The sequence below is a fragment of the Novilysobacter antarcticus genome (assembly GCF_019802285.1).
In the GTDB taxonomy this organism is placed as follows: domain Bacteria; phylum Pseudomonadota; class Gammaproteobacteria; order Xanthomonadales; family Xanthomonadaceae; genus Novilysobacter; species Novilysobacter antarcticus.
In genome coordinates this window covers 892,635-918,649 of sequence record NZ_JAIEUJ010000001.1, presented here as the reverse complement: position 1 = coordinate 918,649, position 26,015 = coordinate 892,635, and the positions used below count along the sequence as shown (strand labels likewise).

Sequence of the window (26,015 nt, the reverse complement as noted above, 5' to 3'; positions counted from 1 at the left end):
GGCCGGTCTTCGCCACAGTAAGGACGCGCCCACGCGTCCGTGTCTTTCCGGGACCCGTTACGCATGCGCCTGCTGCACACCTCCGACCTCCATCTTGGCCAGAATTTCCTCGGCCAGTCGCGCGAAGCCGAGCATGCGGCGTTCCTCGACTGGTTGGTCGCGCAGGTGCAGGAGCACCAAATCGATGCGGTGCTGGTGGCCGGTGACGTGTTCGACACCGGCATGCCGCCCAGCTATGCGCGCGAGCAGTACAACCGCTTCATCGTCGGCATCCGTGACGCGGGCGCGCGGCTGATCGTGTTGGGCGGCAACCACGATTCGCCGGCGATGCTGTCCGAGTCGCGCGACCTGCTGGCGCGGCTGGACACGCTGGTGGTGCCCACGCTGATGCAGTCGCCGGCAGAGCACGTGTACCGGATCCCCGGTCGTGACGGCGGACCCGGGATGATCCTGTGCGCGGTGCCGTTTATCCGCTCGCGCGATGTATCACGCAGCGAGGCCGGGCAGAGCGCCGAGGACAAGCGCGGCGCAATGATGGCGGGTATCGCCTCGCACTATGCACGCATCCACGATGCCGCCGTCGCCATGCGCGAGGCTGCCGGGGAGGCGCTGCCGATCGTCGCCAGCGGCCACCTCACCACTGTGGGCGCCAGTACCAGCGATTCGGTGCGCGAGATCTATGTCGGGTCGCTCAATGCCTTCCCCACCAGCGCGTTTCCGCCGGCCGCCTACATCGCGCTGGGGCATATCCACCAGCCGCAGAAGGTCGGCGGGCTGGATCACATCCGCTACAGCGGCTCGCCGATTCCACTGAGTTTCGACGAGGTCGGCCAGAACAAGCAGGTGCTGCTGGTTGAACTGCAGGGCGAGCAGCTGCACGCGGTGACGCCGCTGCCGGTGCCGCGCTTCCGCGTGCTGGGACGGGTGTCCGGAACGCTGGCCAGCCTGCCGCGGCAACTGGCGGCCGTGGCCGCTGAAGTGCCGGAAGGCGGGCTGGGCTGGGTCGAGGTCATGGTGGAAACCGACGACTACCTGCCGGACCTGCAGAGCCGGGTCGCCGCGCTGGTGGAAGGGCTGCCGCTGGAGGTGCTGCGCATCCGCCGCAAGCGCAGCGCGGTCAATGCGGTGATCGATGCCGCGGACGGCCAGCATCTCGACGAGCTGCAACCGCGCGAGGTGTTCGCCCAGCGGCTGGCCCAGGAACCCGATTTGCCCGACACGCGCGTTGAGCGGCTGCACGCCTGCTTCGACCAGGTGCTGGCCGACATCGAAGGCGGGGAGCAGGCATGAAGATCCTCTCGCTGCGCCTGAAGAACCTCAATTCGCTCAAGGGCGAAACCTCGATCGATTTCACCGCGCCGGCGTTCGCCGATGGCCTGTTCGCCATCACGGGGCCGACCGGTGCTGGCAAGACCACGCTGCTGGACGCGATCTGCCTGGCGCTGTTCCACCGCACCCCGCGCATGGCCGCGATCTCGGCCTCGCAGAATCCGCTGATGACCGAACACACCGCCGACTGCCTGGCCGAGGTGGGGTTCGAGAGCCGTGGCCAGTGCTACCGCGCTTTCTGGTCGCAGCGGCGTGCGCATGGCAAGGCGGGCGGCAAGCTTCAGGCGCCGCAGGTCGAGCTGGCGCTGGCCGACGGCACCATTATCACCAGCTCGATCAAAGAAAAACTGGACGAAACCGAGGCCCGTACCGGGCTGGACTTCGAGCGTTTCACGCGATCGGTGCTGCTCGCACAGGGCGAGTTCGCGAGCTTCCTCCACAGCAAGGACAATGAGCGCGCCGAGCTGCTGGAGCAACTGACCGGCACCGATATCTACAGCGAAATCTCGCAACGGGTATACGCGCATACCGACCGGATCAAGCGCGAGGTCGAGCAGCTGCAGGCGAAGGCCGGCGGCGTGCAGCTGCTGTCGGAGGAGGCGCTCGCGGCCATGCAGGGGCAGCTTCAGGCCGTGACCGAAGAGGTGGACCGTCTGGTGGTTGCGCGGCAGCACAGCCGCGACGCGCTGGCGTGGCGGCAGGAGTTGGACAAGGTGCGGGCGCAACTGCGTGCCATCGATGACCAGAAACGCGCCGCGCTGGACGCATTGAGCGCCGCCGCCCCGGCGCGTGAGCGCCTGCGACAGGCCCAACCCGCCGAAGCGGTGTGGCCGGACTACACCCAATGGCAGAGCGCGACGCAGGGCGTTGCCGACGCAAAGGCAAATCGCGATCAGGTGAAGCAACAGCACGTCGAGCAGCTTGAGTTGGAGCGCACCGGCCTGTGGCAATGCCTGCAACTTGCCCAGCAGTGCGCGCAGGTCAGCGCGCTGGCGCTGCAGACCGACCAGCAGCGCTTTGATGAACTGCAGGCCACCCAGGCGGAGTTGAACGCCCATACGCAGCTCGGCGAGAAGTTGCCGGGCTGGCGTGCCGGGTTCGCCCAGCTGCAGAGCGCGATCCAGCGGGAGGCGCAGACGAAGCAGGCGCTGGCCGACGCGGCGACCAAACACGAGAAGTCCCGAGCGCTGCTCAAGTCGGCTGAAGAGGAAAGGGCAGGGCTGGCGACGGCCTTGGCTGAGGCCACCGCCCAGGTGGACGCGGAAACCGCGCAGTTCGCGACCACCAGCGCTGGCGCCGGTCTGGACGCACTGCGCGAGGCGCGCGACGGCTTGCGCGAGCGATACGCCGCCTTGCGCGATCTGTCGCCGCTGGCCGAACAGCGGCAAACGCTGCGCACGCAGATCCGTGACGAACAGGCGCGGATGGAAGCGTTGAAGACCGCGCTCATCAGCGACGCCCGGCAATTGGCAAAGGCGCAATCGGAACTGGATGCCGCCCAGTCGGTCTTGCAGGACCGCCAGCGCATCGTCGCGCTGGAGCGCCAGATCATGGACCTGGCCGGCCACCGCGCGGCTTTGGAAGATGGGCAGGCGTGCCCGCTGTGCGGCGCCACCGAACACCCGGCGATTGACGAGTACCGGCAGCTCGACCCCAGCCAGTCGCAGGCCGACGCCAGAGCTGCCGAACAGCAGGTCCAGCAAGCCGTCCAGCATCAGCGACGTTTCGAGGTGCAGCACGCGTCCCGGCAAGCCGACCTGACCCGTACCGAACAGCAACTGCAGGGTTTGATCGCGCAAAACGCCACGCTTGCCGATGACTGGGCGTCACGCTGCGCCGCCCTGCAGCTGTCCCTCGCCGAGGGGGACGAGTGGTCGGCATTGGACGCCGAACTGGCCGCCATCGGCGCGCAAGGCAAACAGGCGAGTGAGCAGGTCACGCGGCTCGAGCAGCTGCACGCCGCCGTGCTGGCGGCGCAGAAGCAACGTGACGAACAGCAACTAGCGTTGGAGCGTCACGACACCCAACTTCAGGGCCTGCGCGAATCGCTGGCGCTGGTCGCCGGCCATGAGCAGGAGCAAGGTGGGCGTCATGATGCGGCCGTCAGCGAAGCCGAGCGACTGCGCCATCAGTTGTCGGCTGACCTGCCGGACCGCGAACTGCCCACCGATGCCGAAGCATGGCTGGGCGAGCGCGAGAAAGAGTGGTCGCAATGGCGCCAGCGCGATGCCGAACTGCAGCGCCTGCAACAAGCGCTGGTCGAACACCGCAGCGAAGCGAAACAGGCGGCCCAGCAGGGCGAGCATTGGCAGCAGCGTTGGGACAAAAGCATTCACGCCGCAAGGCCCCGGGAGGAGCTGGCGCCGGTAGCCGAGCCCGCCGCCTCACTGCGCCAAGCCGTAGCGGAACTGGAGCAGGTGCAGCAGCAGGTGCAGCGCGCCGCTTCCGCCTTGCACGCCTCCGAGGTGCTGTTTGAGAGCCGTTCGCAGGATCTCGCCCAGACCGCAGCCCAGCTGGAGTCCGCGCTCCAGCAGCACGGCTTCGCTGACCAAGACGCACTGTTGGCTGCGCGGCTGCCGCCGGAAGAACGAGAACAGCTGCAAATCCAACAGGACGCACTGACCCAGGCACTCGCCGACATCCGCAGCCGCGCCGCGCAACTACGCGAGCGCTGCGACGAACTGCAGGCCACGCCGCGCAGCGACGCGGATCTGGACCACCTGCTGGCAGAGGCGCAAGCCAGCGAAGCCGCCGTGGAGCAGGCGCGCGATCAGGCCACGCAGATCCGTACCCAGCTGGAGTTGGATCAGGCCCAGCGCAGCGGCCTGCAGGCCCTGCACACGCAGATCGCCGAGGCCGGCGATCGGCTGGAGGAATGGCAGCATCTCAATGGCCTGATCGGCTCGGCGCAGGGCGACAAGTTCCGCACCTTCGCCCAAGGGCTGACCCTCGACCAACTGGTGCGACTGGCCAACCAGCATCTGCAGCGCCTCGACGGCGGCCGTTACCTCCTGGCCCGCGACGGCAAGGGGCTGGCGCTGAGCGTGCTCGACACCTGGCAGGCCGACGCCCAGCGCGACACCCGCACCCTGTCTGGCGGCGAGAGTTTCCTGGTCAGCCTCGCGCTGGCGCTGGGGCTGTCGGATCTGGTCAGCCACAAGACCCGCATCGACTCGTTCTTCCTCGACGAAGGCTTCGGCAGCCTCGACCCGGATTCACTCGACGTCGCGCTGGACGCGCTCGACAGCCTCAACGCGCAAGGCAAGCTGATCGGCGTGATCAGCCATGTCGATGCGGTCAAGGAGCGTATCCCGGTGCAGATTCAGGTGCGCAAGACGCGGGGAATGGGGCATAGCGCGGTGGTGTGCCCTTGAAGCCTGAGTTGTCCAAAGCCAATTGGGCTCGCAGTTGACGCACCTCCTGGACCGTTCTTCACCGGGAGTCGCGCCGCGCGCTTCGTCCATCGTTGCGTTGCCCAGTCGCGCGACTTTGCACGAACTCCGGGAAAGTCTCCGCTAGCGGCTGCGTGTCCGGCAAGATGTAGAACACTCCGCCGCGCTCGAACGTCGGACGGATGATTCCCTCGTAAAAATCGGGTGCTACGTTGATGCAGCCATGGGTGACGCGGTTGTCGTCCGGCGAAGGCGATGCAAGGCGTTCGGCACGTCTCTCGGCCGGGACGCCAGTGGCGGTAGGGTGCATGGAGACCGCAGAATCGTAGTCCACCCACAAGACGCGCCCAGCGTCTATTGATGGGCCAAAGCCCCCAACAAAACGGCCAGCAGGCGTTGTCCGATCCCGGCCTGGAATTTCGCGAAGCGCGAGGCCGGCGATGCCTGGGGCGGAGTGATCGCCGATTGCCGAGCCGAAAAGCCCAGGCGCCGCGCCGCGAAGCCGGCCGTCCCCGCCGAAGACCAAAATCTGTGCGGCGGCCTTGTCCATGATCGCGAACGGATAGCCCTGGCTGTCCCTGGTTGCGACAACCCAGCCCGCTAGCTCAATTACAGTACCGGCCACTTTCTGGCCACGCGGGAGCTGATCAACGGCTCGTACCGGTTCTGCGGTGGCATCCTTGGCGCTGGCCACGCCGAAGCTTGCCAACGCCAACGCCAACGCCAGAACGCGCATCGTGTGTTGTGTGCACGTACGTATGGGACGACTCCTCTAACCCCGCGGTGCGCGGCCCCGCGCCGCTTCGATCTGCTGGACGCGGCCTTCCACTTGATCCAATCGTTGGTTGGCCTGCTGCGCGGACTGATTGGCGGATTCGGCGCTCCGGGCTGCGTTCTGCACGTTCGCGTCGAGTCGATCGAGGCGGGTGTTGATCGTTGCAAACTCGTCGCTATAGGTGGCACAGCCAGCAAGGCCCAAGCCGGCGATTATCGCCACGGCGAGCGTGCGCACGATCACCAGATGTTGCTTGGTCATAGACATTTCAGTGCTCCTTCGTCTGGGGTATTGGAAAGGGGCCAGGAAATACAGCCACGTGAGTGTCGAAGCCATGACCCTCTGTCAGTTGACGTTGGCATAGGTAGATGGAGTGTGAATAAATGGCAACCACAAGCGGAATGCACCTGCCGTCGAGATCAACTGTCGCGACAGCACTACGGCAGAAGCCCCTCAGTCAGAACTCCAGATCCAACGCCGCACACAGATAATCCACAAACGGCCCCAGCGAGACCAAGTCGGCAGCAATCGTCTCGCGCAACTGCGGCCCCGTCATCGTTTCGTCATCCATCGGCCGCAAGAACACCCAGTTGCGGTGCTTCAGGTCGTCAATGAATTCAAAGTCTGCGGGGAAACCACGCGGTGGCCGCACCAGCTTGTTCTCCTGGCCGAAGTCGAACTGCTTGCGCAGCTTTGGCGAATGCGCTGCGGCTTTCCAGCTGGCGGGGTTGTCGAGGATGAAGTGGCGGATGCGGAGCTGGGTTTTGGGTTCGGGGTGCCAAAGGCCGGCGCCGACGAAGCTCGCGCCGGGCTGCAGGTGGATGTAGAACGACGGTGCCGCGACTTCGCGGCGGCGTTCGTGGAACAGGCGCGCGCCCTGCCAGCTCTTGTAGGGCGACTTGTCGTGCGAGAAGCGGGCGTCGCGGTAGATCCGGAACAGGGAGCCGCCAACGGTGCGCGGGTCGGCGCGGAAATGCGGGCTGACGGTGGCCAGATCCGGTTGCAGGTCGGTGATCAGACGCAGGAACGGCTGGCGGACGTGCTCCTCGTACCGCGGCTTGTGCTGGTTGAACCACGGTTTGTTGTTGTGCAGCGCCAGTTCGCGCAGGAATTTCAAACTGGCGCCAGAGAAATAGGCGCTCATAGCGATTGCTGCAGCTGTTGGCCCCATTGCTGCAGGTGGTCCAGCAGCGCGAGGCGGTCGGGTTGGTCGTGGTGTTCGGCGCGCAGGACCTCGATCTGCTCGAAATACTGCGGCAGGGTTTGTTCGCCCAGCCGCGCGGCGTCATCGAACAGGCGCCGGCGCCGGTAGTCGTCCCACTTCAGCTGCTCCGCGTACGACAGGTGCTCCGGAAAGTTGCGCGCCCGGTAGCGGAACAGAAGCTCCGGCAGCCGCTGGTCGCGGAAACCAAAGTCGCGCTCAGCCAACACCTTCGGATCACTGCTGCGGATCTCGGCAAACAGGCGCTTGTCGGCACCGTCCAGGAAGCCATCGTAGAGGCTGGCATCCACGTCCGAAGGCTCGTGCTCCCGTTGTGTGCTGAACACTGCACGGACTTTTTCCGCCAGAGCCGGCCCGGCATCGCGCAGGCGTGCGGCCCGCTGCTCGGCGAGCTCTCGGTCAATCCCGAGTCGTTCGAAGTCCGCCGGACGCAGGTGATCCCACGCCGACAGGGCAGGGCTGCGGTTGAGGTGAATCTCCTTCAGTGCGACCCGTTCGACGCCCTCGGGCAGGTCGGCGGCGCGCACGTACAGGCGCGCGGCGATCTGTTCGGCATCCAGCGTGAGCAGGTTCTCAGGGTCCTGCGCCAGGTCGAATACGATGACCCGGCTGTCGATGTGTGGGTGGCGGGCGAGCGGGATGACCGGGGCGGCGCACATCCGGCTGGCCGGGAAGCGCTGGGACACGTTCAGCACCGGGGTCATCGCCACCACGTCCAGCAGGCTGGCCGCGTAGCGCTTGTCGCGCAGGCGCAGGGCGTAATCCCACAGGCGCGGTTGTGCGGTTTTGAGTTTGCGGGCCAGTCCGATGAGCGCCCGCACGTCCGACAGCGCCTCATGGGCATCGCCTTCGCGCACGCCGTTAGCCTCGGCCAGGTGCTCGAGCTTGAAGGAGGTCGCCCCGTCCTCGCGCCGGGGCCAGACGATGCCGTCCGGGCGAAGGGCGTGGGCGAAGCGCATCACGTCCAGCAGGTCCCAGCGCGAGTTGCCGCCGCGCCATTCGCGCTCGTACGGGTCGAAGAAGTTGCGGAACAGGCCGTGGCGGACGAACTCGTCGTCGAAACGCAGCGAGTTGTAGCCGAGGGTGCAGGTTTCCGGCCGCGCCATTTCATCAAAGATCAGCGCCAGCGCGTCGCGTTCCGCCATGCCTTCGCGCAGGGCGTGCTGGGGCGTGATGCCGGTGATCAGGGTGGCGATGGGCGAGGGCAGCAGGTCGTCGGCGGGTTTGACGTAGATGCTGATCGGCTCGTCGATCGGGTTGAGGTCGGCATCCGTGCGGATCGCGGCGAACTGGGCGATCCGCGTTCGGCGCGGGTCGGCGCCGAATGTCTCCAGATCGTAGAAAAGGAAGCTGGCCGCCATTGCGTCAGATGTTCTCTGGCAACGGCGGCAGGCGGGCTTCCACCAAAGCGTCCGCCGCGTCCCAGTCGAAGCCGTCGAGCGTTGTGCGGTCGTGGGTCAGCTCGACCAGCAACTGGCGCTGGATATCTCCGCGCTCCAACGCGATCGCGTAGGGCATGTGGGTGAACGTCACCATCGAGTAGCGCGGCAGAAAGCGGGTCGGATGCCGCTCGGCAAGCCGGTTGCCCAGTTCGCGCTGCAGCAGGTAGTCCTCGTCATCGACGTGGTCCCGCATCTCCAGGTAGTTCTCCAGCGCCATCTGCTGGATCGCCCGTGCGTTGGGCAGACGCTCGGCCTGAAAGCCTGCGAACGCCTCGTTGCGGTCGGTCGTCTGCAGCAGGTGGTGGGCCAGCGCGACGCAATCCTCGAACGCGCAGTTCATGCCCTGACCGTGGAAGGGCACCATCGCGTGGGCGGCATCGCCGATCAGCACCGCGCGGTGGTCCAGATGCCATCGGTCGAGATACAGCGTGCCGAGCACGCCGGTCGGGTTGTGGTCGAAGTCGTGCTCCAGCGCCGGGATGAGCTTGGACGCATCCGGGAAGTCGCGGTCGAAGAATGCCCGTGCCTGCGCGCCGTTGGTGATGGTGTCGAACCCCGGGGCGGGATGGGGGCGCTGGTTGCCGGACCCGTCGTCGGGCACAGCATGGTTGGGCAGGAACAGCGTGACGGTAAACGTGCCCTCGTCGTTGGGCAGGGCGATGCACATATAGCGTCCGCGCGGCCAGATATGCAGCGCGTGCGGCTCGATCTGGAAGCCGCCGTCCGGACCGGGCGGGATCTCCAACTCCTTGTAGGAGTGGCCGAGAAACTCGCTGCGCTCGTCCAGTTCGCACACGCCGGCCATCGCCTGACGCAGGGACGAGCCGGCACCGTCGGCACCGACCAACGTCTCAAAGTGGATCTCGCGAACGGTGTCGTTCCGGTCATCGCCGAAGCGGGCAATCCGGGCATCAAAATCGACGCTGTCCAGCCGGTGGTGGAAGTGAATGCGCGCACCAGCTTGCTCGGCGATATTGAGCAGCACCTCGTTGAGCTCGCCGCGATGGACCGACCAGATCACTTCGCTGTCGTCGCGGCCGTAGCGCTGCAGATCCAGGTGACCGTCTGCGAAATGCACCATGCGCCCGCGCATCATCACGGTCTTGGCCATCACCGCGTCGTCGGCATCGGCCTGGCGCAAGGCATGCCGTCCGCGCTCGGCCAAAGCGAGGTTGATCGAACGGCCGCGCTCGTAGCCGAGCTCGCGCAGATCGCCGCGCTTCTCGTAAACGTCAACGCTCCAGCCGCGCTGGGCGAGCAGGGTGGCAAGCAACGCGCCGGCCAGACCCGCACCGACGATGGTCAGGTGTTGGCCCGCGTCATCGACGCGGGGCGGGAGGGGGAGCTCAGGAGCCACAGAGGAAGGATTGGGCATGCGTCACCGGGTCTGGCGCCACGCGTCCACGCCGTCGGCGAAACGCAGGACATCGTGATGGGTGTTGTACAGCGGAGCCGGGGAGATCCGGATCACGTCCGGCTCGCGCCAGTCGCCGAGTACGCCGGCGGCTGCGAGGTGGTCGAACAGCAAGCGACCGTCGTCCCGGCCGCCGCGGACGCGGATCGACAATTGGCAGCCGCGGTCGGCCGGATCGGCAGGGGTCAGGATCTCCAACGTATCGGAAAGCCGTTGCTGGATCAGGGTTTCCAGATAGCCGGTCAGGCGGAGCGACTTTGCGCGCAGAGCCGCCATGCCGACTTGGTCGAACAAGTCCAGCGATGCACGCAGCGGCGCCAGTCCCAGAATCGGCGGATTGCTCAGCTGCCACCCTTCCGCACCCGGCGTGGGCTGGAAGTCCGGCCCCATCTGGAAGCGGGTGGCGGCGTCGTGACCCCACCAGCCGGCAAAGCGCGGCACCGCTGAGCGTGCGTGACGCTCGTGCACAAAGCAGCCGGCCACCGCGCCGGGTCCGCTGTTGAGGTACTTGTAGTGACACCACACCGCGAAATCGACGCCGCTGTCGTGCAGCGTCAGCGGAATGTTGCCGACGGCGTGAGCAAGGTCGACCCCGCAGGCCGCGCCGTGCTGGTGGGCGAGGCGGGTGATCTCGGCGACGTCAAACGCCTGCCCGGTGCGGTATTGCACACCCGGCCACAGCACCAGCGCCAGTCGATGCCCGTGCTCGGTGATCGCCTGTTCGATCGCCTCCATCGAGAACAGGCCGCCGGGCTGGTCCGGGTTGACTTCGATGAGGTCGGTGGCCGGGTCGAACCCGTGGAAGGCGATCTGCGACTCGACCGCGTAGCGGTCGCTCGGGAACGAGCCGGCCTCGATCAGGATCGCCGGACGCTCGGCCGAGGGGCGGTAGAAGCTGACCATCATCAGGTGCAGGTTGGCGGTCAACGAGTTCATCGCAACCACTTCCTCCGGCTGCGCACCCACGATCCGCGCCAGTGGCTCGCGCATCAGCTGGTGGTAGCTCATCCACTGCGAGTTGCCGCGGAAGTGCCCTTCGACCGCTTCCATCGACCACTTGTCGAGCACGTCCTCGACCTGGGCGCGCACGCCGCGTGGCTGCAGGCCCAGCGAGTTGCCGACGAAGTAGGCCTGATCGCCGTCCTTGTGCCGCGGGATATGGAACTGGTCGCGCAGGGTCGGCAGCGGATCGGCGGCGTCCAGCGCCGAGGCGTGGTCGAGGGAGCGAATGTCGGTCATCAGATCGTCAGTTCCGGCAGATGTGGGCACGCGTACGGCGCGGCGACGGGGAGCGGATGCAGGTGCGGGTGCGATGCCCAGCGGGTGGTTGGACTTCGGGTCATGCAAAGCGCGACTTCGGCAGCCCCAGCCATTCCAGCGCGGTGCCGTGATACAGGCGCTGTTGCTGGTCTTCATTCAGACCGAGCGCGTCGATCCCGGCGCCTGGCGTCTGCTCGCCCAACGGGAAGGGGTAATCGGTGCCGAGCATGACCCGATCGACCCCGCAGGTATCCAGCAGGTAGCGCAGGGCGGCATCGTCGGCGACCCAGGAATCGAAGTACAGCCGACGCAGGTATTCGCGTGGATTGCGCGGGTTGTCGGTGGCGACCAGATCGGGACGCATGTTGAAGCCGTGCTCGATCCGACCGATGGTGTACGGGAAGCTGCCGCCGCCGTGGGCAAGGCACACCTTCAGGTTGGGCAGCCGCTCCAGCACACCGCCGAAAACCAGGCAGCAGGCCGCGCGCGACTGTTCGGCCGGCATGCCCACCAGCCACGGCAACCAGTACTTGGGCATGCTGGCGGTGCCCATCATGTCCCACGGGTGCACCAGGATCGCCGCACCCAGTTCGCTGGCGGCCTGGAAGAACTCGAACAGCTCCGGCGCGTCCAGGTTCCAGTCACCGACGTGACTGCCGATCTGAACCCCCTGCAGGCCGAGCTGGTCCATGCAGCGCTCCAGCTCCTGCACCGCCAGTCGCGGGGACTGCAACGGCACGGTGCCGATGCCGGCGTAATGGCGCGGGAAATCGCGGCAGGTCTGCGCCATGTGGTCGTTAAGCGCCTGGTGCAACTCCAGCGCGTGATGCGGCCGCGCCCAGTAGGAGAACATCACCGGCACGGTGCTCAGCACCTGAACCTGCACCCCGAACGCGGCGTAGTCGTCGATGCGCTCCTGCGGGTCCCAGGTCTTGGACCAGATCTCGCGGAAGAACTTCCCGTCCTTGTAGATCCGGTGGCGCCCGTCCTCGGTGTGGTGGATCACCGGGAAGCGCAGGTCGCCGTACTTGCGCGCAAGGTCGGGCCAGTTCTGCGGCAGGTAGTGCGCGTGGGTGTCGATCTTGAGCATGCGGTCAGTCTATCCCCGCCGCTCAGGTGTCCGGCATCACGTACTTGTCGGGGGCCGGATTGAGGTGCCCGCACTGCGTGCAGCTGCGGTGCTCGGTGGAGGCGTAGAAGCGGTCGAACACCGGTGGCAGATCAATCTCGATGTCCTGCAGGTGGAAGAACTCCTCGTACAACTTGTGGTTGCAGCGCTCGCAGAACCACATCAGGCCGTCGTCCTCGTGCTGCAGGCGTCGGCGCTCGATGACCAGCCCGATCGAGCCGGCCATCCGCTGCGGGGAATGCGGTGTGCGTGGTGGCAGCAGGAACATCTCGCCGGCGCGGATCGGAATGTCGCGCGGTGCCAAAACACCGTTGGCGTCGGCCTCCTGGATGCGGAGCACCATCTCCCCCTCGATCTGGTAGAACCACTCGGGCCCTTCCTCGAAGTGGTAATCAGTGCGCACGTTAGGCCCGCCGACGACCATCACGATGAAGTCGCCGTCGTACACCACCTTGTTGCCGACCGGCGGCTTCAGCAGGTGGCGGTGTTCCTCGATCCACGCTTGCAGGTTCAACGGATTGGGCAACATGGTCAGTTCTCCACGACGGCAATGCACTTCAGCTCGATGGCGATGGGCGTGGGCAGCGCATCGACGCCCACTGTGGTCCGGCACGGCGCGCTGGCGGCGTCCGGGAAGTGTTCGGCCCACAGCGCATTGAAGGTGGCGAAGTCCGAGTCCATCCGGGTCAGATATACGGTGACATCCACCAGATCTTCCCAGCGTGCGCCGCTGGCGGCGAGGACCGCGCGGACATTGGCAAACGTCGCCAGCACCTGGGCACGGATGTCGTGGGAGACCAGCCCGCCTTCGGCGTCCACCACGTTGCCCGGCACGGTGTTGTCGACGGGGTTGCGTGGGCCGATGCCGGACAGGAACAGCAGTCCGCCCACGCGGCGTGCATGCGGGTAACGGCCCACCGCGCGCGGCGCTGTGTCAGCCTGGACGCCGGCCGGCATCTCAGCGGTCCTCGCGATCGGCGTAGATACGGCTCAGTGCCGCAGCGTGGCGTTCGGGCATGCTCTCCAGCGAGTCCATATCAATCCCCAGATCGTGAACGCGCCCGTCGCGCAAGGTGTAAACCCAGCCGTGAACCGCCAGCGGCTGGCCGCGCTCCCAGCAGTCGCGAACGACGGTTGAGTGGCAGACGTTGATGACCTGCTCCAGCACGTTCAGCTCGCACAGGCGGTCGTGCTGAAGTTCTTCAGTGCACAGTTTGCTGAGGAACGGGGCGTGGACTTCGGCCACGTTGGTGACGTGGCGGATCCAGTTGTCGGACAGGCCCAGACGACGGTCGGTCAGTGCCGCATGCACGCCGCCGCAGCCGTAGTGCCCGACCACCAGGATGTGCTTGACCTTCAGCACGTCCACGGCGAACTGGATCACCGACAGGCAGTTGAGATCACTCTGCACCACCACGTTGGCAATGTTGCGGTGGACGAACACCTCACCCGGGGGGACGTCGATGATCTGGTTTGCCGGTACCCGCGAATCGGAGCAGCCGATCCACAGGTATTCCGGGGCTTGCTGACCGGACAGGCGCTTGAAGAAGGTCGGGTCTTCCGCGTTGACGCGGTCAGCCCATTCGCGGTTCTTGCGCAGCAGTTCGGGGATCGAATTCATTGAGTCTCTATTCCAGGTGGATGCCGACATTGCGCACGTCGGTGAAAAATCGCATGGCCTCCATGCCGCCTTCGCGGCCGAGGCCGGATGCACCGCTGCCGCCGAACGGCGTGCGCAGGTCGCGCTGCATCCATGTATTGATCCAGACCATGCCGGCGCGCAGTTGCGCGGCCAGACGATGGGCCCGGTTGAGGTCGCGCGTCCACACGCATGCGGACAGTCCGTAGTCGCCGGCATTGGCCAGCGCGAGTGCGTGCGTATCGTCGTCGAAGGCTTGCAGCGTGACCACCGGACCGAAGATTTCCTCGCGGTTGGTGGTGCAGTCCGGTCCGAGTCCTTCGATCACGGTCGGGGCAATGAACCAGCCGGGGCGGTCCAGCGCTGCGCCACCGCACAGCACGTTGGCGCCTTCGTCGCGCGCGCGGCCGATGGCGGCGAGGACTTTGTCGAAATGCGCCTGCGACACCAATGGGCCCAGGTCAGTGTCCTCGAGTCGCGGGTCGCCGACGCGCAGCGCGCTCGCGCGCTCCACCAGCGCATCGCGGAATTCTGGATAGATGCGGCGCTCCACCAGCATGCGCGATCCGCACAGGCAGATCTGGCCGGAGTTCTGGAACGCGGAGCGCACCAACACGTCCAGATGCTCGCGCCAGTCGCTGTCGGCGAACACCAGCGTCGGATTCTTGCCGCCCAGCTCCAGCGATGTCCGGCGCAGCACCGGACCGGTCAGCCCGGCGATGCGACGGCCAACCGCAGTGCTGCCGGTGAAGGTCACTGCCTTGACCTGCGGATGGACCACGAGCGGCTCGCCAGCCTCCGAACCGGAGCCATGGACGATGTTCAGCACCCCTGCGGGAAAACCAATCTCCGCCGCCAGCTCGCCCAGCATCGTGGCCGACAACGGGGTGACTTCCGAGGGTTTGGCGACCACGGTGTTGCCCGCCGCGAGGGCCGGCGCGATCTTCCAGGTCAGCAGGTACAGCGGCAGATTCCACGGCGAGATCGCCGCCACAACGCCGAGCGGCGCGCGCAGCGTGTAGTTCAGTCCTGCTTGGCCGTGATGCGACTCACTGGCGAACTGCGTCGCAGCATGGGCAAAGAAGCGCAGATTGCTGACCGCCCGCGGCACCTCGATCTCGCGTGCCAGGCGGATCGGCTTGCCCCCGTCGCGGCACTCGGCGGCCGCAAACTCCTCCAGGCGTTCCTCCAGCGCGGTCGCCAGCTTCTCCAGCCAGCGCGCGCGCTCGGTGTTGGGCAACGCCGACCATTGCGGAAACGCGTCGGAAGCGGCCGCTACCGCACGATCAACCGTTGCACCGTCGCCGGACGCGACACCCGCAAACACCTCGCCCGTGGCAGGGTTTGAGACGTCGATACGGCGTTCGGCGTGTTCCGCTTGGCCATTGATCCAGTGAGGCAGCTGCATCCGGGAAGCCTACTGCTCCGGGGTGATCACAACGAGCGCGTCCGGCCGCCGTCCACCGGCAGATTGACCCCGGTGATATAGGCCGCGGCTGGGGAACACAGGAAGGCGATTGCCGCGGCCGTTTCCTCGGGCCGGGCGAATCGCCCCATCGGGATCTCGGCAACCATCTCGCTGTACACATCGGTGCGTGTGCGGCCGCTGCGCTCCATGGTGGTCTCGATGATCTGGTCGATGCGCGGGGTCTGGGTCGAGCCGGGCAGCACGTTGTTGACGGTGATGCCGTGCGGCGCGAGCTCGTTGGCCAGGGTTTTGGCCCAGCTGGCCACGGCCCAGCGCGCGGTGTTGGACACGCCGAGCCCCTTGATCGGCTCCTTCACCGATGTCGAGATCACATTGACGATCCTTCCGTAACCGTCGCGTTCCATGCCCGGTATTACCGCCTCGCTGACCACATGGTTGGCCAGCAGGTGCTGGCGCAACGCCGCCTCGAACTCGGCGACATCGGTTCCGCGGATGCTGCCCGGGGGAGGGCCGCCGCTGTTGTTGACAAGGATGTGGACCGGCTTGCCGGCAGCGAGCGCCTGCACCTGGGCCTGGAGGGCGTCGATGTCGCTCGAGTCGCACGCCAGCCAGCCGTGGGCCTGGGCGGCGTGTGGCCGCGGCAGCTCCGCGGACAGCTCGCCCAGCAGTTGCTCGCGGCGTGCGACTATCGTCACGTCGGCGCCGAGGGTGGCCAATGCACGTGCCGTCGCCAGGCCGATGCCCTGCGAAGCGCCGCGCACGAGGGCGTGGCGTCCGATGAGGTTGATGTCCAAGTTGCTCTCCTGTGAGTGGCGCGTGTCAGTTGGGCCGCGGCAACGTTTGCACCATCAGCTGGCGCAAGCGCTCCTCGTCCTCGGCGTAGGGAACGACCAGCTCTTCCAGCGCGAAACCGCGCTCAGCGGCGTCCTCGGCGTCCATGCCGTCGAGGGCGGCGAACTCGGCATCCATCAGTGCCGCCTTGGCCGTGTCGGGACTGTCATAGGACAGGGTGTTGCCATCGCTGTCGAGCACTTCGGCGGTGCCAGCTTCCAGCTCGCGCAGCCGCGCCCAGACGATGGTCCGCCCCAGCGTCGCCAGCCACCATTGCTCGTGGTTCATTGCATCACCGTCGCGATCGTATACAGCACGCCGGAGCTCACCAGCCCGGCGAGAATGGTCAGCAGGGAAATCCGAGCCGGCGCCGCCAGCCCGTTCAGGTTCCGGTCTTCCGCCGCGCGGTAGCCGCCGCGCACCAGCCATGCCCATGCCGACGGGTTGATGAAAGCGCTGGGCCCGAAGTCCTCCAGCAACTGCGGCTGGCGATCGCGCATGTGCACCAGGGTCAGCGGCCAGAAGATCACGAACGCGGTGGCGCCGGCGATGGCAGCCGCCAGGCAGAGCAGGGCGAAGAACAGGATCACCGGCGATCACCTCGTGCGGATTTCGGCATCAGTACTCGGCCTGGCCCGGTGCGCGTGGGAAGGCGATGGCATCGCGGATATTGCTCAGGCCGCAGACGTAGACCACCAGCCGTTCAAAGCCCAGACCGAAGCCGGCGTGCGGCACCGAGCCGTAGCGGCGGAAGTCGCGGTACCACTGATAGATCTCCGGATCCAGACCGAACTGTGCCATGCGCGCGTCGAGCACGTCGAGTCGCTCCTCGCGCTGGCTGCCGCCGATGATCTCGCCGATGCCCGGTGCCAATACGTCCATGGCCGCAACCGTCTTGCCGTCGTCGTTCAGGCGCATATAGAACGCCTTGATGTGCTCGGGGTAGTTGGTCACCACCACCGGCCGGCCCACGTGCTGCTCAGTGAGCCAGCGCTCGTGCTCGGTCTGCAGGTCCAGGCCCCATTCGACGGGGAACTCGAACTTCTGCCCCGATTTCTGCAGCAGGGCCACCGCATCGGTGTAGTCGATCTGCTCGAAGGGCGCGTTGATGAAGCCCTCCAGACGGGTGATCGCATCCTTCTGCACGCGCTCGGCGATGAAGGCCATGTCGTCGCCACGCTCGTCCAGTACCGCGCGGAAGAGGTATTTCAGAAACTCCTCGGCGACACGCGCGTCTTCAGCCAGGTCTGCGAAGGCGATCTCCGGCTCGACCATCCAGAACTCGGCCAGGTGGCGGGTGGTGTGGGAATTCTCCGCGCGGAACGTCGGTCCGAAGGTGTAGACCTTGCTCAGTGCCAGCGCATACGCCTCGGCGTTGAGCTGGCCCGACACGGTCAGGAAGGTTTCCTGGCCGAAAAAGTCGCGGCTGTAGTCGACGCCGCCCGCCTTGTTGCGCGGCGCGTTGGCCATGTCCAGCGTGGACACGCGGAACATCTGTCCGGCGCCTTCCGCGTCCGAGGTGGTGATGATCGGGGTGCTGATCCAGAAGTAGCCGTCTTCGTGGAAGTAGCGGTGCACGGCCTGCGCCAGGCAATGTCGGATCCGCGTGACCGCGCCGAACAGGTTGGTGCGCGGCCGCAGGTGGGCCACTTCGCGCAGGAACTCCAGCGAGTGTGCCTTGGGCTGGATCGGGTAGGTTTCCGGGTCATCCACCCAGCCCACCACTTCAACGCGCGCGGCGCGGATCTCGAAGCCCTGGCCCTTGCCCTGCGAGGCGACCAGCTCGCCGGTGACGATCACCGAGCAACCCGCGGTGAGGTGCTTCACCTCGCTGTCGTAGTTGGCCAACGTATTGGGCGCCACGACCTGGATCGGCGCGAAGCAGGAGCCATCGCTGACATTGACGAAGCTCAGGCCGGCTTTCGAGTCGCGCCGGGTGCGCACCCAGCCGCGGACCGTGATTTCGCCGCCCACCGGCAACTTGCCCGCCAGTGCGTGTTCGATGCTGATAATGGTCATGCTCGCACCGCCGTCATGCCTTGAATCCTTGCCTGTAGGGGCCAATATTGAAAGCGTTGGAGTTTACCGGAGTGAATGCGCCAACGTTGATCCAGGACGGCTGGCGCAGGCCGACTGACTTGCCCCGGTATGATGGACCCATCGCAGCAGGAGATTTCATGAGCATCACCCTGACACCCGCCGCGCTGGCACGCGTCCAGCGCTTCCTCGCCGACACTCCCGACGCCATCGGCCTGCGCTTCGGCGCAGTCAAGACCGGCTGCTCGGGCTGGCAGCACTTCGCGGAGCTGGCAACCGACGAGCGCGCCGGCGACAGCGTGTATGAGGACGGCGGCGTCAAGATCTACGTCGACATGCTGAGCCTGCCTCAGGTCCAGGGCACCCAGATCGACGTCGTCAAGCACCGCCTCGGCGACCAGTTCATGTTCCGCAACCCCAATGCCAGCGCCGAATGCGGTTGCGGCGAGAGCTTCACCACGGCCGCCGACCTGGCCTGATCGCCACCCCGCTGGTTGCGATGCCATAAAGCTGCGATAATTCGCGGCTTCCCTCGGCGTTGCCGTTGGAACCTTGCCCCACCGTGCCATATCGGTTCCGGGGGGCTGACCGGTCGCAAGACCGACATCCACAAGGACACCACACATGCGTCATTACGAAATCGTGTTCCTGGTCCATCCCGACCAGAGCGAGCAGGTGCCTGCCATGATCGAGCGCTACAAGGGCGTGATCGAAGCAGGCGAAGGCAAGGTTCACCGCCTCGAAGACTGGGGTCGCCGTCAGCTTGCGTACCCGATCGTCAATCTGGTCAAGGCCCACTACGTGCTCATGAACATCGAGTGCAGCCAGACCGTCCTGAACGAGCTGGTCGACAGCTTCCGCTTCAACGATGCGATCCTGCGCCATCTGGTGATCAAGCGCGACGAGGCCGACACCGAGCAGTCCCTGATCATGAAGTTCAAGGACGAGAAGAGCGACAAGCCGGAGCGTTCCGACCGGGGCGAGCGTCGTCGTCGTGACGATGACGACACCGACGGCGACGACAAGTCCGACGCCAACACAGACGACGCCGACTCGGACAAGTCCGACGACGCTGCCGAATCCGCCTGATCACGCCTCACTAGGAGCAGCGTTCCCATGTCCAAATTTTTCCGTCGCCGCAAATTCTGCAAGTTCACCGCTGAAGGCGTGAAGGAGATCGATTACAAGGATCTCAACACCCTGCGCCAGAACATCAGCGAGACCGGCAAGATCGTTCCCAGCCGCGTCACCGGCACCAAGGCGCGCTACCAGCGTCAGCTGGCCACGGCGATCAAGCGCGCTCGTTACCTCGCGCTGATCCCGTACACCGACAACCACAACGCCTGATCCCGGCGCCTCCTTCCCCGGAGGCCAGGGCACGCGCCCGTTCGGACAGCCAAAGTTGCGGGGCCTTTCGCCCCGCTAACGAATACGGAGCAACACAATGCAACTGATCCTCCTTCAAAACGTGCAGAATCTGGGCCAGCTCGGCGACAAGGTCGACGTCAAGCCCGGGTACGGCCGCAACTACCTGGTGCCGCAGGGCAAGGCCACGCCGGCCACCGCCGCCAACCTGGCCGACTTCGAAGCGCGCCGCGCCGAGTACGAAGCCAAGGCCAAGGAGCAGCGCGCCGAGGCCGAGAGCCGCCAGGCCAAGCTGGAGGGCGCCGAGATCACGATCCGCGCCAACGCTTCCACCGAAGGCAAGCTGTACGGTTCGGTCAGCACCCGCGATATCGCCGAGGCGCTGACCAAGGCCGGCTATGCGGTCGAGAAGTCCGAGGTGATCATGGGCGAGGGTGCCATCCGCCACACCGGTACCTACGAGGTGGTCGTGCACCTGCACGCCGATGTCGAGAGCACCGTTTCGGTGATCGTCGAAGGCGAGCTGGCCTGATCAAGGCCTTGGCCGGGCATCGAGCCCGGTCCTGCAGCTGATCCAAGCGAAGGGCGCCGCAAGGTGCCTTTCGTGTTTCCGCGATATTGATTCGGACTTCCGGGCTGTGGTCGCAGTCGCTGCGACACGGCGAGGACAGTCTCGTGGGTGGTTGTCCCGCCCTGTCCACCGGTTATCCACAGACTTGTCTGCAACCCCCGTGCCCATCCGGCCCTAGGATGGGCGCTCGGCCCGCGACGATTCCGACGCGCGGCCCCTGTCAGGAATTTTCCCTCGATGAGTGCACGCCCCGGCTTCCGCGGTGAACCCCGCGGTGATTTCCGCTTCGAGAGCCGCGCCGACCAGCGGCTCGACCAGCTGCGCGTGCCGCCCCAGTCGATCGAGGCGGAGCAGGCGGTGCTGGGCGGGCTGATGCTTGCCCCGGAGGCCTACGACATCGTCGGCGACAGCATTGGCGAGCATGACTTCTACCGCCGCGACCATCAGCTTATCTTCCGCGCGATCCGCGAGCTGGCCGAGAAGAGCAAGCCGTTTGACGCAGTGACCCTGGGCGAGTGGTTCGAGTCCATGGGCGAGGGCGAGCAGGTCGCCGGCGGCGCGTACCTGATCGAACTGGCGAGCACGACGCCATCGGCGGCCAACATCAAGGCCTACGCCGAGATCGTTCGCGACAAGGCCGTGCTGCGCAAGCTGATCGAGGTCGGCACCACCATCGTCAATGACGGCTTCCAGCCCGAAGGGCGTGAGAGCAGCGAGATCCTGTCGGCCGCCGAGCAGCAGGTTTTCGCGATCGCCGAGGCCGGTGCGCGCGGGCGTACCGACTTCACCGCGATCAACACGGCGCTGTCGGAAGCCTTCGACGTCCTGCAGACGCGCTACGCCGCGGGCGGTTCCGTCACCGGCCTGTCCACCGGCTACACCGAGCTGGACGAGATGACCGCCGGTTTGCAGCCGACGGACCTGTTGATCCTGGCGGCCCGTCCGGCAATGGGTAAAACCACGCTGGCGCTCAACATCGCGGAATATGCCGCGATCAAGAGCAAGAAGGCGGTCGCAGTATTCTCGATGGAGATGTCGGCCAGCCAGCTGGCGCTGCGCCTGATTTCCTCCAACGGCCGGGTCAATGCACAGCGCCTGCGCAGCGGCCAACTGGAGGATGAGGACTGGAGCCGGGTGACCAGCGCGATCCGGATGCTCAAGGAATCCAAGATCTTCATCGATGACACCCCGGGACTGTCGCCGGACTCGCTGCGCGCCAAGGCGCGCCGTTTGAAGCGCGAGCATGACCTGGGACTGGTGGTGGTCGACTACCTGCAACTGATGGCGGTGCCGGGCAACACCGAGAACCGCGCCACCGAGATTTCCGAGATCTCCCGCTCGTTGAAGCATCTGGCCAAGGAACTCAACGTCCCGGTTATCGCGCTGTCACAGCTCAACCGCTCGTTGGAGACGCGGACCGACAAGCGTCCGGTCATGGCCGACCTGCGCGAGTCGGGCGCCATCGAGCAGGACGCGGACGTGATCATGTTTATTTATCGCGACGACTACTACAACAAGGAAAACTCACCCGACAAGGGCTTGGCCGAGATCATCATCGGCAAGCAGCGAAACGGTCCGACAGGCTCAATCAAGCTGAAGTTCTTCGGTGAGTACACGCGCTTCGACAATCTCTCGCACGACACGGCCGGCAGCTTCGAGTAATGCCGGCCAGTGGGACAAGTCCTGCCGTAACCTGAACGGGACAGCGGTCATCACCCCGTTCATACTGGCGACTGGGTAGCGTTACCCCGTTATCCACGTTATTCCGACAACGAAAGGACATTGCTCATGAAGAATCCGACGAAATACATTCTTGCCGCTGCCGTCATGGGCGCGATGCTCGCCGGCTGCGCCACCACCGGCGGTGGTTACTACGGCGGCCAGGGTCCTTACGGCCAGCAGCAGCCTCAGGATCCGAACGCGAAGACCAAGCAGGGCGCAGCCATCGGAGCCGTCGCAGGCGTCGTTGCCGGTCTGCTGAGCGGCAGCGATGCCACCGAGCGTCGCCAGCGCGCGCTGGTGGGTGCCGGCGTGGGCGGCCTGGCCGGTGGCGCGATCGGCAACTACCAGGACCGTCAGGAGCGCGCCCTGCGTGACCAGATGGCCGGTACCGGCGTGGATATCGTCCGTCAGGGCGACAACATCACCCTGAACATGCCCGACAACATCACGTTTGGTTTCGACAAGTCGGACCTGCAGCCGCAGTTCTATCCGGTGCTGGACAATCTCGCGCGCACGCTGAGCGAGTATAACCAGACCATCATCGAGGTAGCGGGCCACACCGACAGCGTCGGTTCGGATTCCTACAACCAGGGCCTGTCGATGCGTCGTGCTGAGTCGGTGGGCAATTACCTGATGTCGCGTGGCGTGGTGCGCGACCGCTTCATCATCACCGGTGCGGGCAAGACCCGTCCTATCGCGAGCAACGACACAGAGGCCGGCCGCGCGATGAACCGCCGGGTTGAATTGACCCTGGTGCCGCTGCGCTCGTAACCGCGCGTAGCACCGGAGTACGACAACGGGCCCCTCGGGGCCCGTTTTTTGTTGTTTGTACGGACAAAGATTGACAGCCGGGCTTGGTGCGGTGCAGCATGAATCGACCCCTTTCACGGAATGCCGATGGCCAACACGTTCGAGTCCGCAGGCGATTTTCTTGCATATGTCACCGACCGCAACCCGGCTGAGACGGAGTTCCTGCAAGCCGTAACCGAAGTGGTCGAAAGCATCTGGCCGTTCATCGAGAACAACCCCAAATACGCGCGCTACGGCCTGCTGGAACGGATGGTGGAGCCGGAGCGGACGATCATCTTCCGTGTCCCCTGGGTGGACGACCACGGCAGGGTGCAGATCAACCGCGGCTATCGTGTCCAGCACAGCATGGCGTTGGGACCCTACAAGGGTGGTTTGCGCTTCCACCCCTCGGTCAACCTCTCGGTACTGAAATTCCTCGCCTTCGAGCAGACCTTCAAGAATGCCTTGACCACGTTGCCGATGGGCGGCGCCAAGGGTGGATCGGACTTCAACCCAAAGGGCAAGAGTCCGTTCGAGATCATGCGGTTCTGTCAGGCATTCATCACCGAGCTGTACCGGCACATCGGCGCCAATACCGACATCCCGGCCGGCGACATCGGCGTGGGCAGCCGCGAAATCGGCTACATGGTCGGCATGATGAAGAAGCTCGGCAACCGCGCCGACTGTGTGTTCACGGGCAAGGGGCTGTCCCATGGCGGCTCGCTGATCCGCCCGCAGGCGACCGGCTACGGCACCGTGTATTTCGTCGAGGAGATGCTGGCGCGCAAGGGCGCCTCTCTGGACGGCATGCGTGTATCAGTGTCGGGTTCGGGTAACGTCGCCCAGTACGCCATCGAAAAGGCGATGGAGCTGGGCGCCAGAGTGGTCACCGTGTCCGACTCCGGCGGGACCGTGATCGACGATGAGGGCTTCACCCCCGACAAGCTTGCCGAGCTGATGGACATAAAGAACGAGCAGTATGGCCGCGTCAGCGAGTACGCCGAACGCGTAGGTGCGCGCTTCGTGCCCGACATCCGCCCGTGGGGCGTGCCGGTGGATGTCGCCCTGCCATGTGCGACCCAGAACGAGATTGACATCGACGACGCCGAGCTGCTGATCCGCAACGGCGTTATCTGTGTAGCGGAAGGCGCGAACATGCCGTCCTCGCTGGATGCTGCAAGGGCGTTTGAAGAAGCCGGAGTACTGTATGCGCCCGGCAAGGCGAGCAATGCCGGCGGTGTCGCCACCTCGGGGCTGGAAATGAGCCAGAACGCCGCTCGCCTGTGCTGGACCGCCGAGGAGGTGGACCTGCGCCTGCACCAGATCATGAAGGGCATTCACGCCGCCTGTGTTGAACACGGCATGCACAAGGGAAACACCCTGAGCTACCTGGATGGCGCCAACGTCGCCGGTTTTGTACGCGTCGCCGATTCGATGCTGGCGCAGGGCGTGATCTGAGGCGGGTGCCGAGGCTGGGTGAGCGAGGGTCTTACTGCGCCTCGGCCTCGGGCCTGTTCGTGCGGAAGCGGCGCTCCATCCATTTCAGGACCGTCAGCACGACCAAGGTCAGCATCGTGGCCGAAATCGCCAATACGTAGTACTGCAGACCTGTGGCGATGCCGATCACCGCCACCATGAGCAGGGACGCCGCGGTGGTGATGCCAACGATCGCCTTCGATGAACGACTGGCGAAGATCGTACCCGCGCCAATGAACGCGACACCCGCAATCACCGATTCCACCAGTCGCAACGGATCCATGCGCAGCTGCTCGGGTTGCAGCACGGACACGACCGCCGGGTTGTGCAGCGTCATCAGGCCAATCCCCACCAGCAGGGCCGCCGCGCCTGCCACCAGCATGTGGGTGCGGAATCCGGCCGGCCGGTTCTTCAACTCGCGCTCGAACCCCACCATGCCTCCCAGCACCATGGCGATAGCGGTTCCCATGATCACGTGCAACTGATCCAACCAATCCATGCATCTCTCCTGTTGTCTGCCGTACTTTCTATCAAGGGTCGCAGACCACGCCGCGTGAAACCCGCGGGCACACACTCGTGGCGCAGCCAAAAAAAAAGCCCCGAGGGCTTGGTGCAGTTCCTTCCGTTCCGCACACGCGTAACCATGGGTACATTGAAGGGTCACGCGTGCCAAAGAGTCCCTTCCGTATGACAGATCACCGCACCCTTCCTGAGCTCGCCGGACGTGCCACCGCAGTTGCGGTCGCTACCCAGCGGCCTGCCGCCGCTAAAGACGCTTGTTCCGTCAGTTGCGTTTACGACGGGATCATGGGACGCGGCTACGCCCGATATCGGCAGGGTCTGGTGCACTTCCAGGATTCTGGTGGACTCGTGCGGCCGCGCCCCGGCGAGCGGCCACTGGTGCTGCTGCATCAGTCTCCCCAGTCCACCCGACAGTTCGAGTCCGCGTTCAAGCCACTGGTTGCCAGAGGCATCCGCTTCATCGCGATCGACACTCCCGGCTTTGGCTTCTCCGACCCGACACCGACAATACCGAAGGTCGAAGACTGGGCTCCCGCCGTCGTCGCCGTGCTCGATCATCTCGGCATCCAGCAGGCCGACGTTCTCGGCCACCACACCGGCGCCCTCATCGCCACCGAAGTCTCGTTGCAGCACCCTGAGCGCGTGGGTCGCCTGATCCTGAACGGCCCATTCCCCGTCAACAAAGCTGAACGCGCCGAATATATTGCCGCCGGCGATCAAAGGCACGCCGCTGGCGTGGCGGTTGTCGACGGCTCACACATGCTCAAGAGCTTCGAGACCCGCGTGCGCATGTGGGGCCCCGACCCGGACCCTGCGATCATCACCCGCAGTATCGCTGAGAAGTACCAGACGCTCGGCCCGTACTGGTGGGGTCACCACGCCGCGTTTCGCTACGACCATACGGCTGCACTCAAGCGCGTGACCCACCGCACTCTGATCCTCACCAACACGGGCGACGACATCTACGAGCTCGCACTGCGCGCCCGCACCCTGCGTCCCGACTTTGCCTACGTCGAGATCCAGGGCGGCAGCCACGACATCGTCGATCAGCAACCCGAGGCGTGGAGCGATGCGGTGGTCGCGTTCCTGAGGAGCGAATAGCGACGTCCGACTTGGCGAGGACCTCCACGAGAGTTCGTTTTTTCGATATCCACATCAGGATTCGCACAACGAAAAAGGCCACCCGTTGAGGTGGCCCAAGTCGTTGAATCTACTGCGTTAATTGGTGGAGGTGGGGGGATTCGAACCCCCGTCCGAAGGCACTCCATCCCCGGCACTACATGCTTAGCTCACCGTTGGATCTCATTCCCGAACAGCACGGTGCGCGAAGCGCATCCGGGAACCAGCCTGCTTTAGGTTAACCGGGTGCTGGCAGGCGGCCACTCCCGGCGATTCCGTGATATTGACCCTACGTCGCGAGCACGGACACAAGCGATTTCGGGGCTTAGGCCTTAAGCGGCCAGTGCGTAGTTGTCGTCGTTGGCAACTAGAGTTTTGCAGCTGGATTAACGAGGAAAGCTACCCCCTCGGCATGCGCCAAGCGATTTCGCGACCCCCGTCGAAGCCAATGCACCCCCGGGGACTACAAGATTGCTGACTCACCCAGTATAGGGGCGCCGGGCCGCTACACAAGCGTTTGCAAGGCGTGCGGTGCGTGGCGTTCAGTATCCC

The 26,015-nt window shown here is 65.5% G+C and carries 26 protein-coding genes and 1 other RNA gene; 10 read left to right on the top strand and 17 right to left on the bottom strand.

Going from position 1 to position 26,015, the window contains the following annotated elements; genetic code table 11:
* The first annotated feature begins 63 nt into the window (after positions 1–63).
* On the top strand, positions 64–1,290 hold the full coding sequence (gene sbcD, locus KZ491_RS04195; RefSeq protein ID WP_222564562.1) for an exonuclease subunit SbcD: 1,227 nt from the start codon (positions 64–66) through the stop codon (positions 1,288–1,290).
* Positions 1,287–4,703 carry an exonuclease subunit SbcC gene (gene sbcC, locus KZ491_RS04190; RefSeq protein WP_222564561.1) on the top strand — a complete coding sequence of 1,139 codons (3,417 nt, stop codon included), beginning with the start codon at positions 1,287–1,289 and terminating at the stop codon, positions 4,701–4,703. The genes sbcD and sbcC overlap by 4 nt, the downstream gene beginning before the upstream one ends.
* Positions 4,704–4,761: 58 nt before the next feature.
* Here the strand turns inward: sbcC and KZ491_RS04185 are convergent, their stop codons facing one another.
* From KZ491_RS04185 to asnS, 15 genes are all read right to left on the bottom strand, one after another.
* Positions 4,762–5,442 (bottom strand): hypothetical protein, encoded by a 681-nt coding sequence (locus KZ491_RS04185; RefSeq protein ID WP_222564743.1) that lies wholly within the window; start codon positions 5,440–5,442, stop codon positions 4,762–4,764.
* A gap of 51 nt (positions 5,443–5,493) precedes the next feature.
* Complete coding sequence (locus KZ491_RS04180; RefSeq protein WP_222564560.1) at positions 5,494–5,763, bottom strand: hypothetical protein; 270 nt, start codon at positions 5,761–5,763, stop codon at positions 5,494–5,496.
* Between the two features lie 190 nt (positions 5,764–5,953).
* A complete protein-coding gene (locus KZ491_RS04175; RefSeq protein WP_222564559.1) occupies positions 5,954–6,640 on the bottom strand; it encodes a DUF2461 domain-containing protein in 687 nt (228 codons plus the stop codon).
* Positions 6,637–8,079: an exodeoxyribonuclease I gene (gene sbcB, locus KZ491_RS04170; protein WP_222564558.1), complete on the bottom strand. Its 1,443-nt coding sequence runs from the start codon at positions 8,077–8,079 to the stop codon at positions 6,637–6,639. Before sbcB ends, KZ491_RS04175 begins: the two co-directional genes overlap by 4 nt.
* 4 nt (positions 8,080–8,083) lie before the next feature.
* Positions 8,084–9,460 carry an FAD-dependent oxidoreductase gene (locus KZ491_RS04165; protein WP_343225546.1) on the bottom strand — a complete coding sequence of 459 codons (1,377 nt, stop codon included), beginning with the start codon at positions 9,458–9,460 and terminating at the stop codon, positions 8,084–8,086.
* Between the two features lie 78 nt (positions 9,461–9,538).
* Positions 9,539–10,813 carry a kynureninase gene (kynU, locus tag KZ491_RS04160; RefSeq protein ID WP_222564556.1) on the bottom strand — a complete coding sequence of 425 codons (1,275 nt, stop codon included), beginning with the start codon at positions 10,811–10,813 and terminating at the stop codon, positions 9,539–9,541.
* 100 nt (positions 10,814–10,913) lie between these two features.
* A complete protein-coding gene (locus KZ491_RS04155; protein WP_222564555.1) occupies positions 10,914–11,924 on the bottom strand; it encodes an amidohydrolase family protein in 1,011 nt (336 codons plus the stop codon).
* A gap of 22 nt (positions 11,925–11,946) precedes the next feature.
* Positions 11,947–12,492 (bottom strand): 3-hydroxyanthranilate 3,4-dioxygenase, encoded by a 546-nt coding sequence (locus KZ491_RS04150; RefSeq protein ID WP_222564554.1) that lies wholly within the window; start codon positions 12,490–12,492, stop codon positions 11,947–11,949.
* Between the two features lie 2 nt (positions 12,493–12,494).
* A complete protein-coding gene (locus KZ491_RS04145; RefSeq protein ID WP_222564553.1) occupies positions 12,495–12,920 on the bottom strand; it encodes a RidA family protein in 426 nt (141 codons plus the stop codon).
* Between the two features lies 1 nt (position 12,921).
* Positions 12,922–13,584, bottom strand: a complete 663-nt coding sequence (can, locus tag KZ491_RS04140) for a carbonate dehydratase (RefSeq protein ID WP_222564552.1) — start codon at positions 13,582–13,584, stop codon at positions 12,922–12,924.
* A gap of 7 nt (positions 13,585–13,591) precedes the next feature.
* Positions 13,592–15,010 (bottom strand): aldehyde dehydrogenase, encoded by a 1,419-nt coding sequence (locus KZ491_RS04135; protein WP_222564551.1) that lies wholly within the window; start codon positions 15,008–15,010, stop codon positions 13,592–13,594.
* A 26-nt stretch (positions 15,011–15,036) separates the two neighbouring features.
* Positions 15,037–15,825 (bottom strand): SDR family oxidoreductase, encoded by a 789-nt coding sequence (locus KZ491_RS04130; protein ID WP_222564550.1) that lies wholly within the window; start codon positions 15,823–15,825, stop codon positions 15,037–15,039.
* Between the two features lie 25 nt (positions 15,826–15,850).
* Positions 15,851–16,150 (bottom strand): hypothetical protein, encoded by a 300-nt coding sequence (locus KZ491_RS04125; RefSeq protein WP_222564549.1) that lies wholly within the window; start codon positions 16,148–16,150, stop codon positions 15,851–15,853.
* Positions 16,147–16,452 (bottom strand): hypothetical protein, encoded by a 306-nt coding sequence (locus KZ491_RS04120; protein ID WP_222564548.1) that lies wholly within the window; start codon positions 16,450–16,452, stop codon positions 16,147–16,149. Before KZ491_RS04120 ends, KZ491_RS04125 begins: the two co-directional genes overlap by 4 nt.
* 28 nt (positions 16,453–16,480) lie before the next feature.
* Positions 16,481–17,881, bottom strand: coding sequence for an asparagine--tRNA ligase (gene asnS / locus KZ491_RS04115; protein WP_222564547.1), 1,401 nt, complete (start codon positions 17,879–17,881; stop codon positions 16,481–16,483).
* A 158-nt stretch (positions 17,882–18,039) separates the two neighbouring features.
* On the opposite strand from asnS, the gene KZ491_RS04110 reads away from it, so the two are divergent.
* The 7 genes from KZ491_RS04110 (at position 18,040) to gdhA (ending at position 23,804) form a co-directional block, all read left to right on the top strand.
* Positions 18,040–18,378 (top strand): HesB/IscA family protein, encoded by a 339-nt coding sequence (locus tag KZ491_RS04110; protein WP_222564545.1) that lies wholly within the window; start codon positions 18,040–18,042, stop codon positions 18,376–18,378.
* A 145-nt stretch (positions 18,379–18,523) separates the two neighbouring features.
* On the top strand, positions 18,524–18,988 hold the full coding sequence (gene rpsF, locus KZ491_RS04105; protein ID WP_222564544.1) for a 30S ribosomal protein S6: 465 nt from the start codon (positions 18,524–18,526) through the stop codon (positions 18,986–18,988).
* Positions 18,989–19,015: 27 nt separating this feature from the next.
* Positions 19,016–19,246 carry a 30S ribosomal protein S18 gene (gene rpsR, locus KZ491_RS04100; protein WP_222564543.1) on the top strand — a complete coding sequence of 77 codons (231 nt, stop codon included), beginning with the start codon at positions 19,016–19,018 and terminating at the stop codon, positions 19,244–19,246.
* Positions 19,247–19,343: 97 nt separating this feature from the next.
* Entirely contained in the window at positions 19,344–19,796 is a 453-nt protein-coding gene (gene rplI / locus KZ491_RS04095) for a 50S ribosomal protein L9 (protein ID WP_222564542.1), read from the top strand.
* Between the two features lie 276 nt (positions 19,797–20,072).
* Positions 20,073–21,497, top strand: a complete 1,425-nt coding sequence (locus KZ491_RS04090; RefSeq protein WP_222564541.1) for a replicative DNA helicase — start codon at positions 20,073–20,075, stop codon at positions 21,495–21,497.
* A 126-nt stretch (positions 21,498–21,623) separates the two neighbouring features.
* Positions 21,624–22,328: a YiaD family glycine zipper/OmpA-like lipoprotein gene (locus KZ491_RS04085; RefSeq protein WP_222564540.1), complete on the top strand. Its 705-nt coding sequence runs from the start codon at positions 21,624–21,626 to the stop codon at positions 22,326–22,328.
* Between the two features lie 126 nt (positions 22,329–22,454).
* Positions 22,455–23,804 (top strand): NADP-specific glutamate dehydrogenase, encoded by a 1,350-nt coding sequence (gdhA, locus tag KZ491_RS04080; RefSeq protein ID WP_222564539.1) that lies wholly within the window; start codon positions 22,455–22,457, stop codon positions 23,802–23,804.
* 31 nt (positions 23,805–23,835) lie between these two features.
* On the opposite strand, the gene KZ491_RS04075 is transcribed toward gdhA, so the two are convergent.
* Positions 23,836–24,321, bottom strand: a complete 486-nt coding sequence (locus KZ491_RS04075) for an MgtC/SapB family protein (protein WP_222564538.1) — start codon at positions 24,319–24,321, stop codon at positions 23,836–23,838.
* A gap of 308 nt (positions 24,322–24,629) precedes the next feature.
* On the opposite strand from KZ491_RS04075, the gene KZ491_RS04070 reads away from it, so the two are divergent.
* Positions 24,630–25,445, top strand: a complete 816-nt coding sequence (locus KZ491_RS04070) for an alpha/beta fold hydrolase (RefSeq protein WP_222564537.1) — start codon at positions 24,630–24,632, stop codon at positions 25,443–25,445.
* 122 nt (positions 25,446–25,567) lie between these two features.
* Here KZ491_RS04070 and ssrA read toward each other — a convergent pair.
* Positions 25,568–25,921: a transfer-messenger RNA gene (gene ssrA, locus KZ491_RS04065) on the bottom strand.
* Positions 25,922–26,015 lie beyond the last annotated feature (94 nt).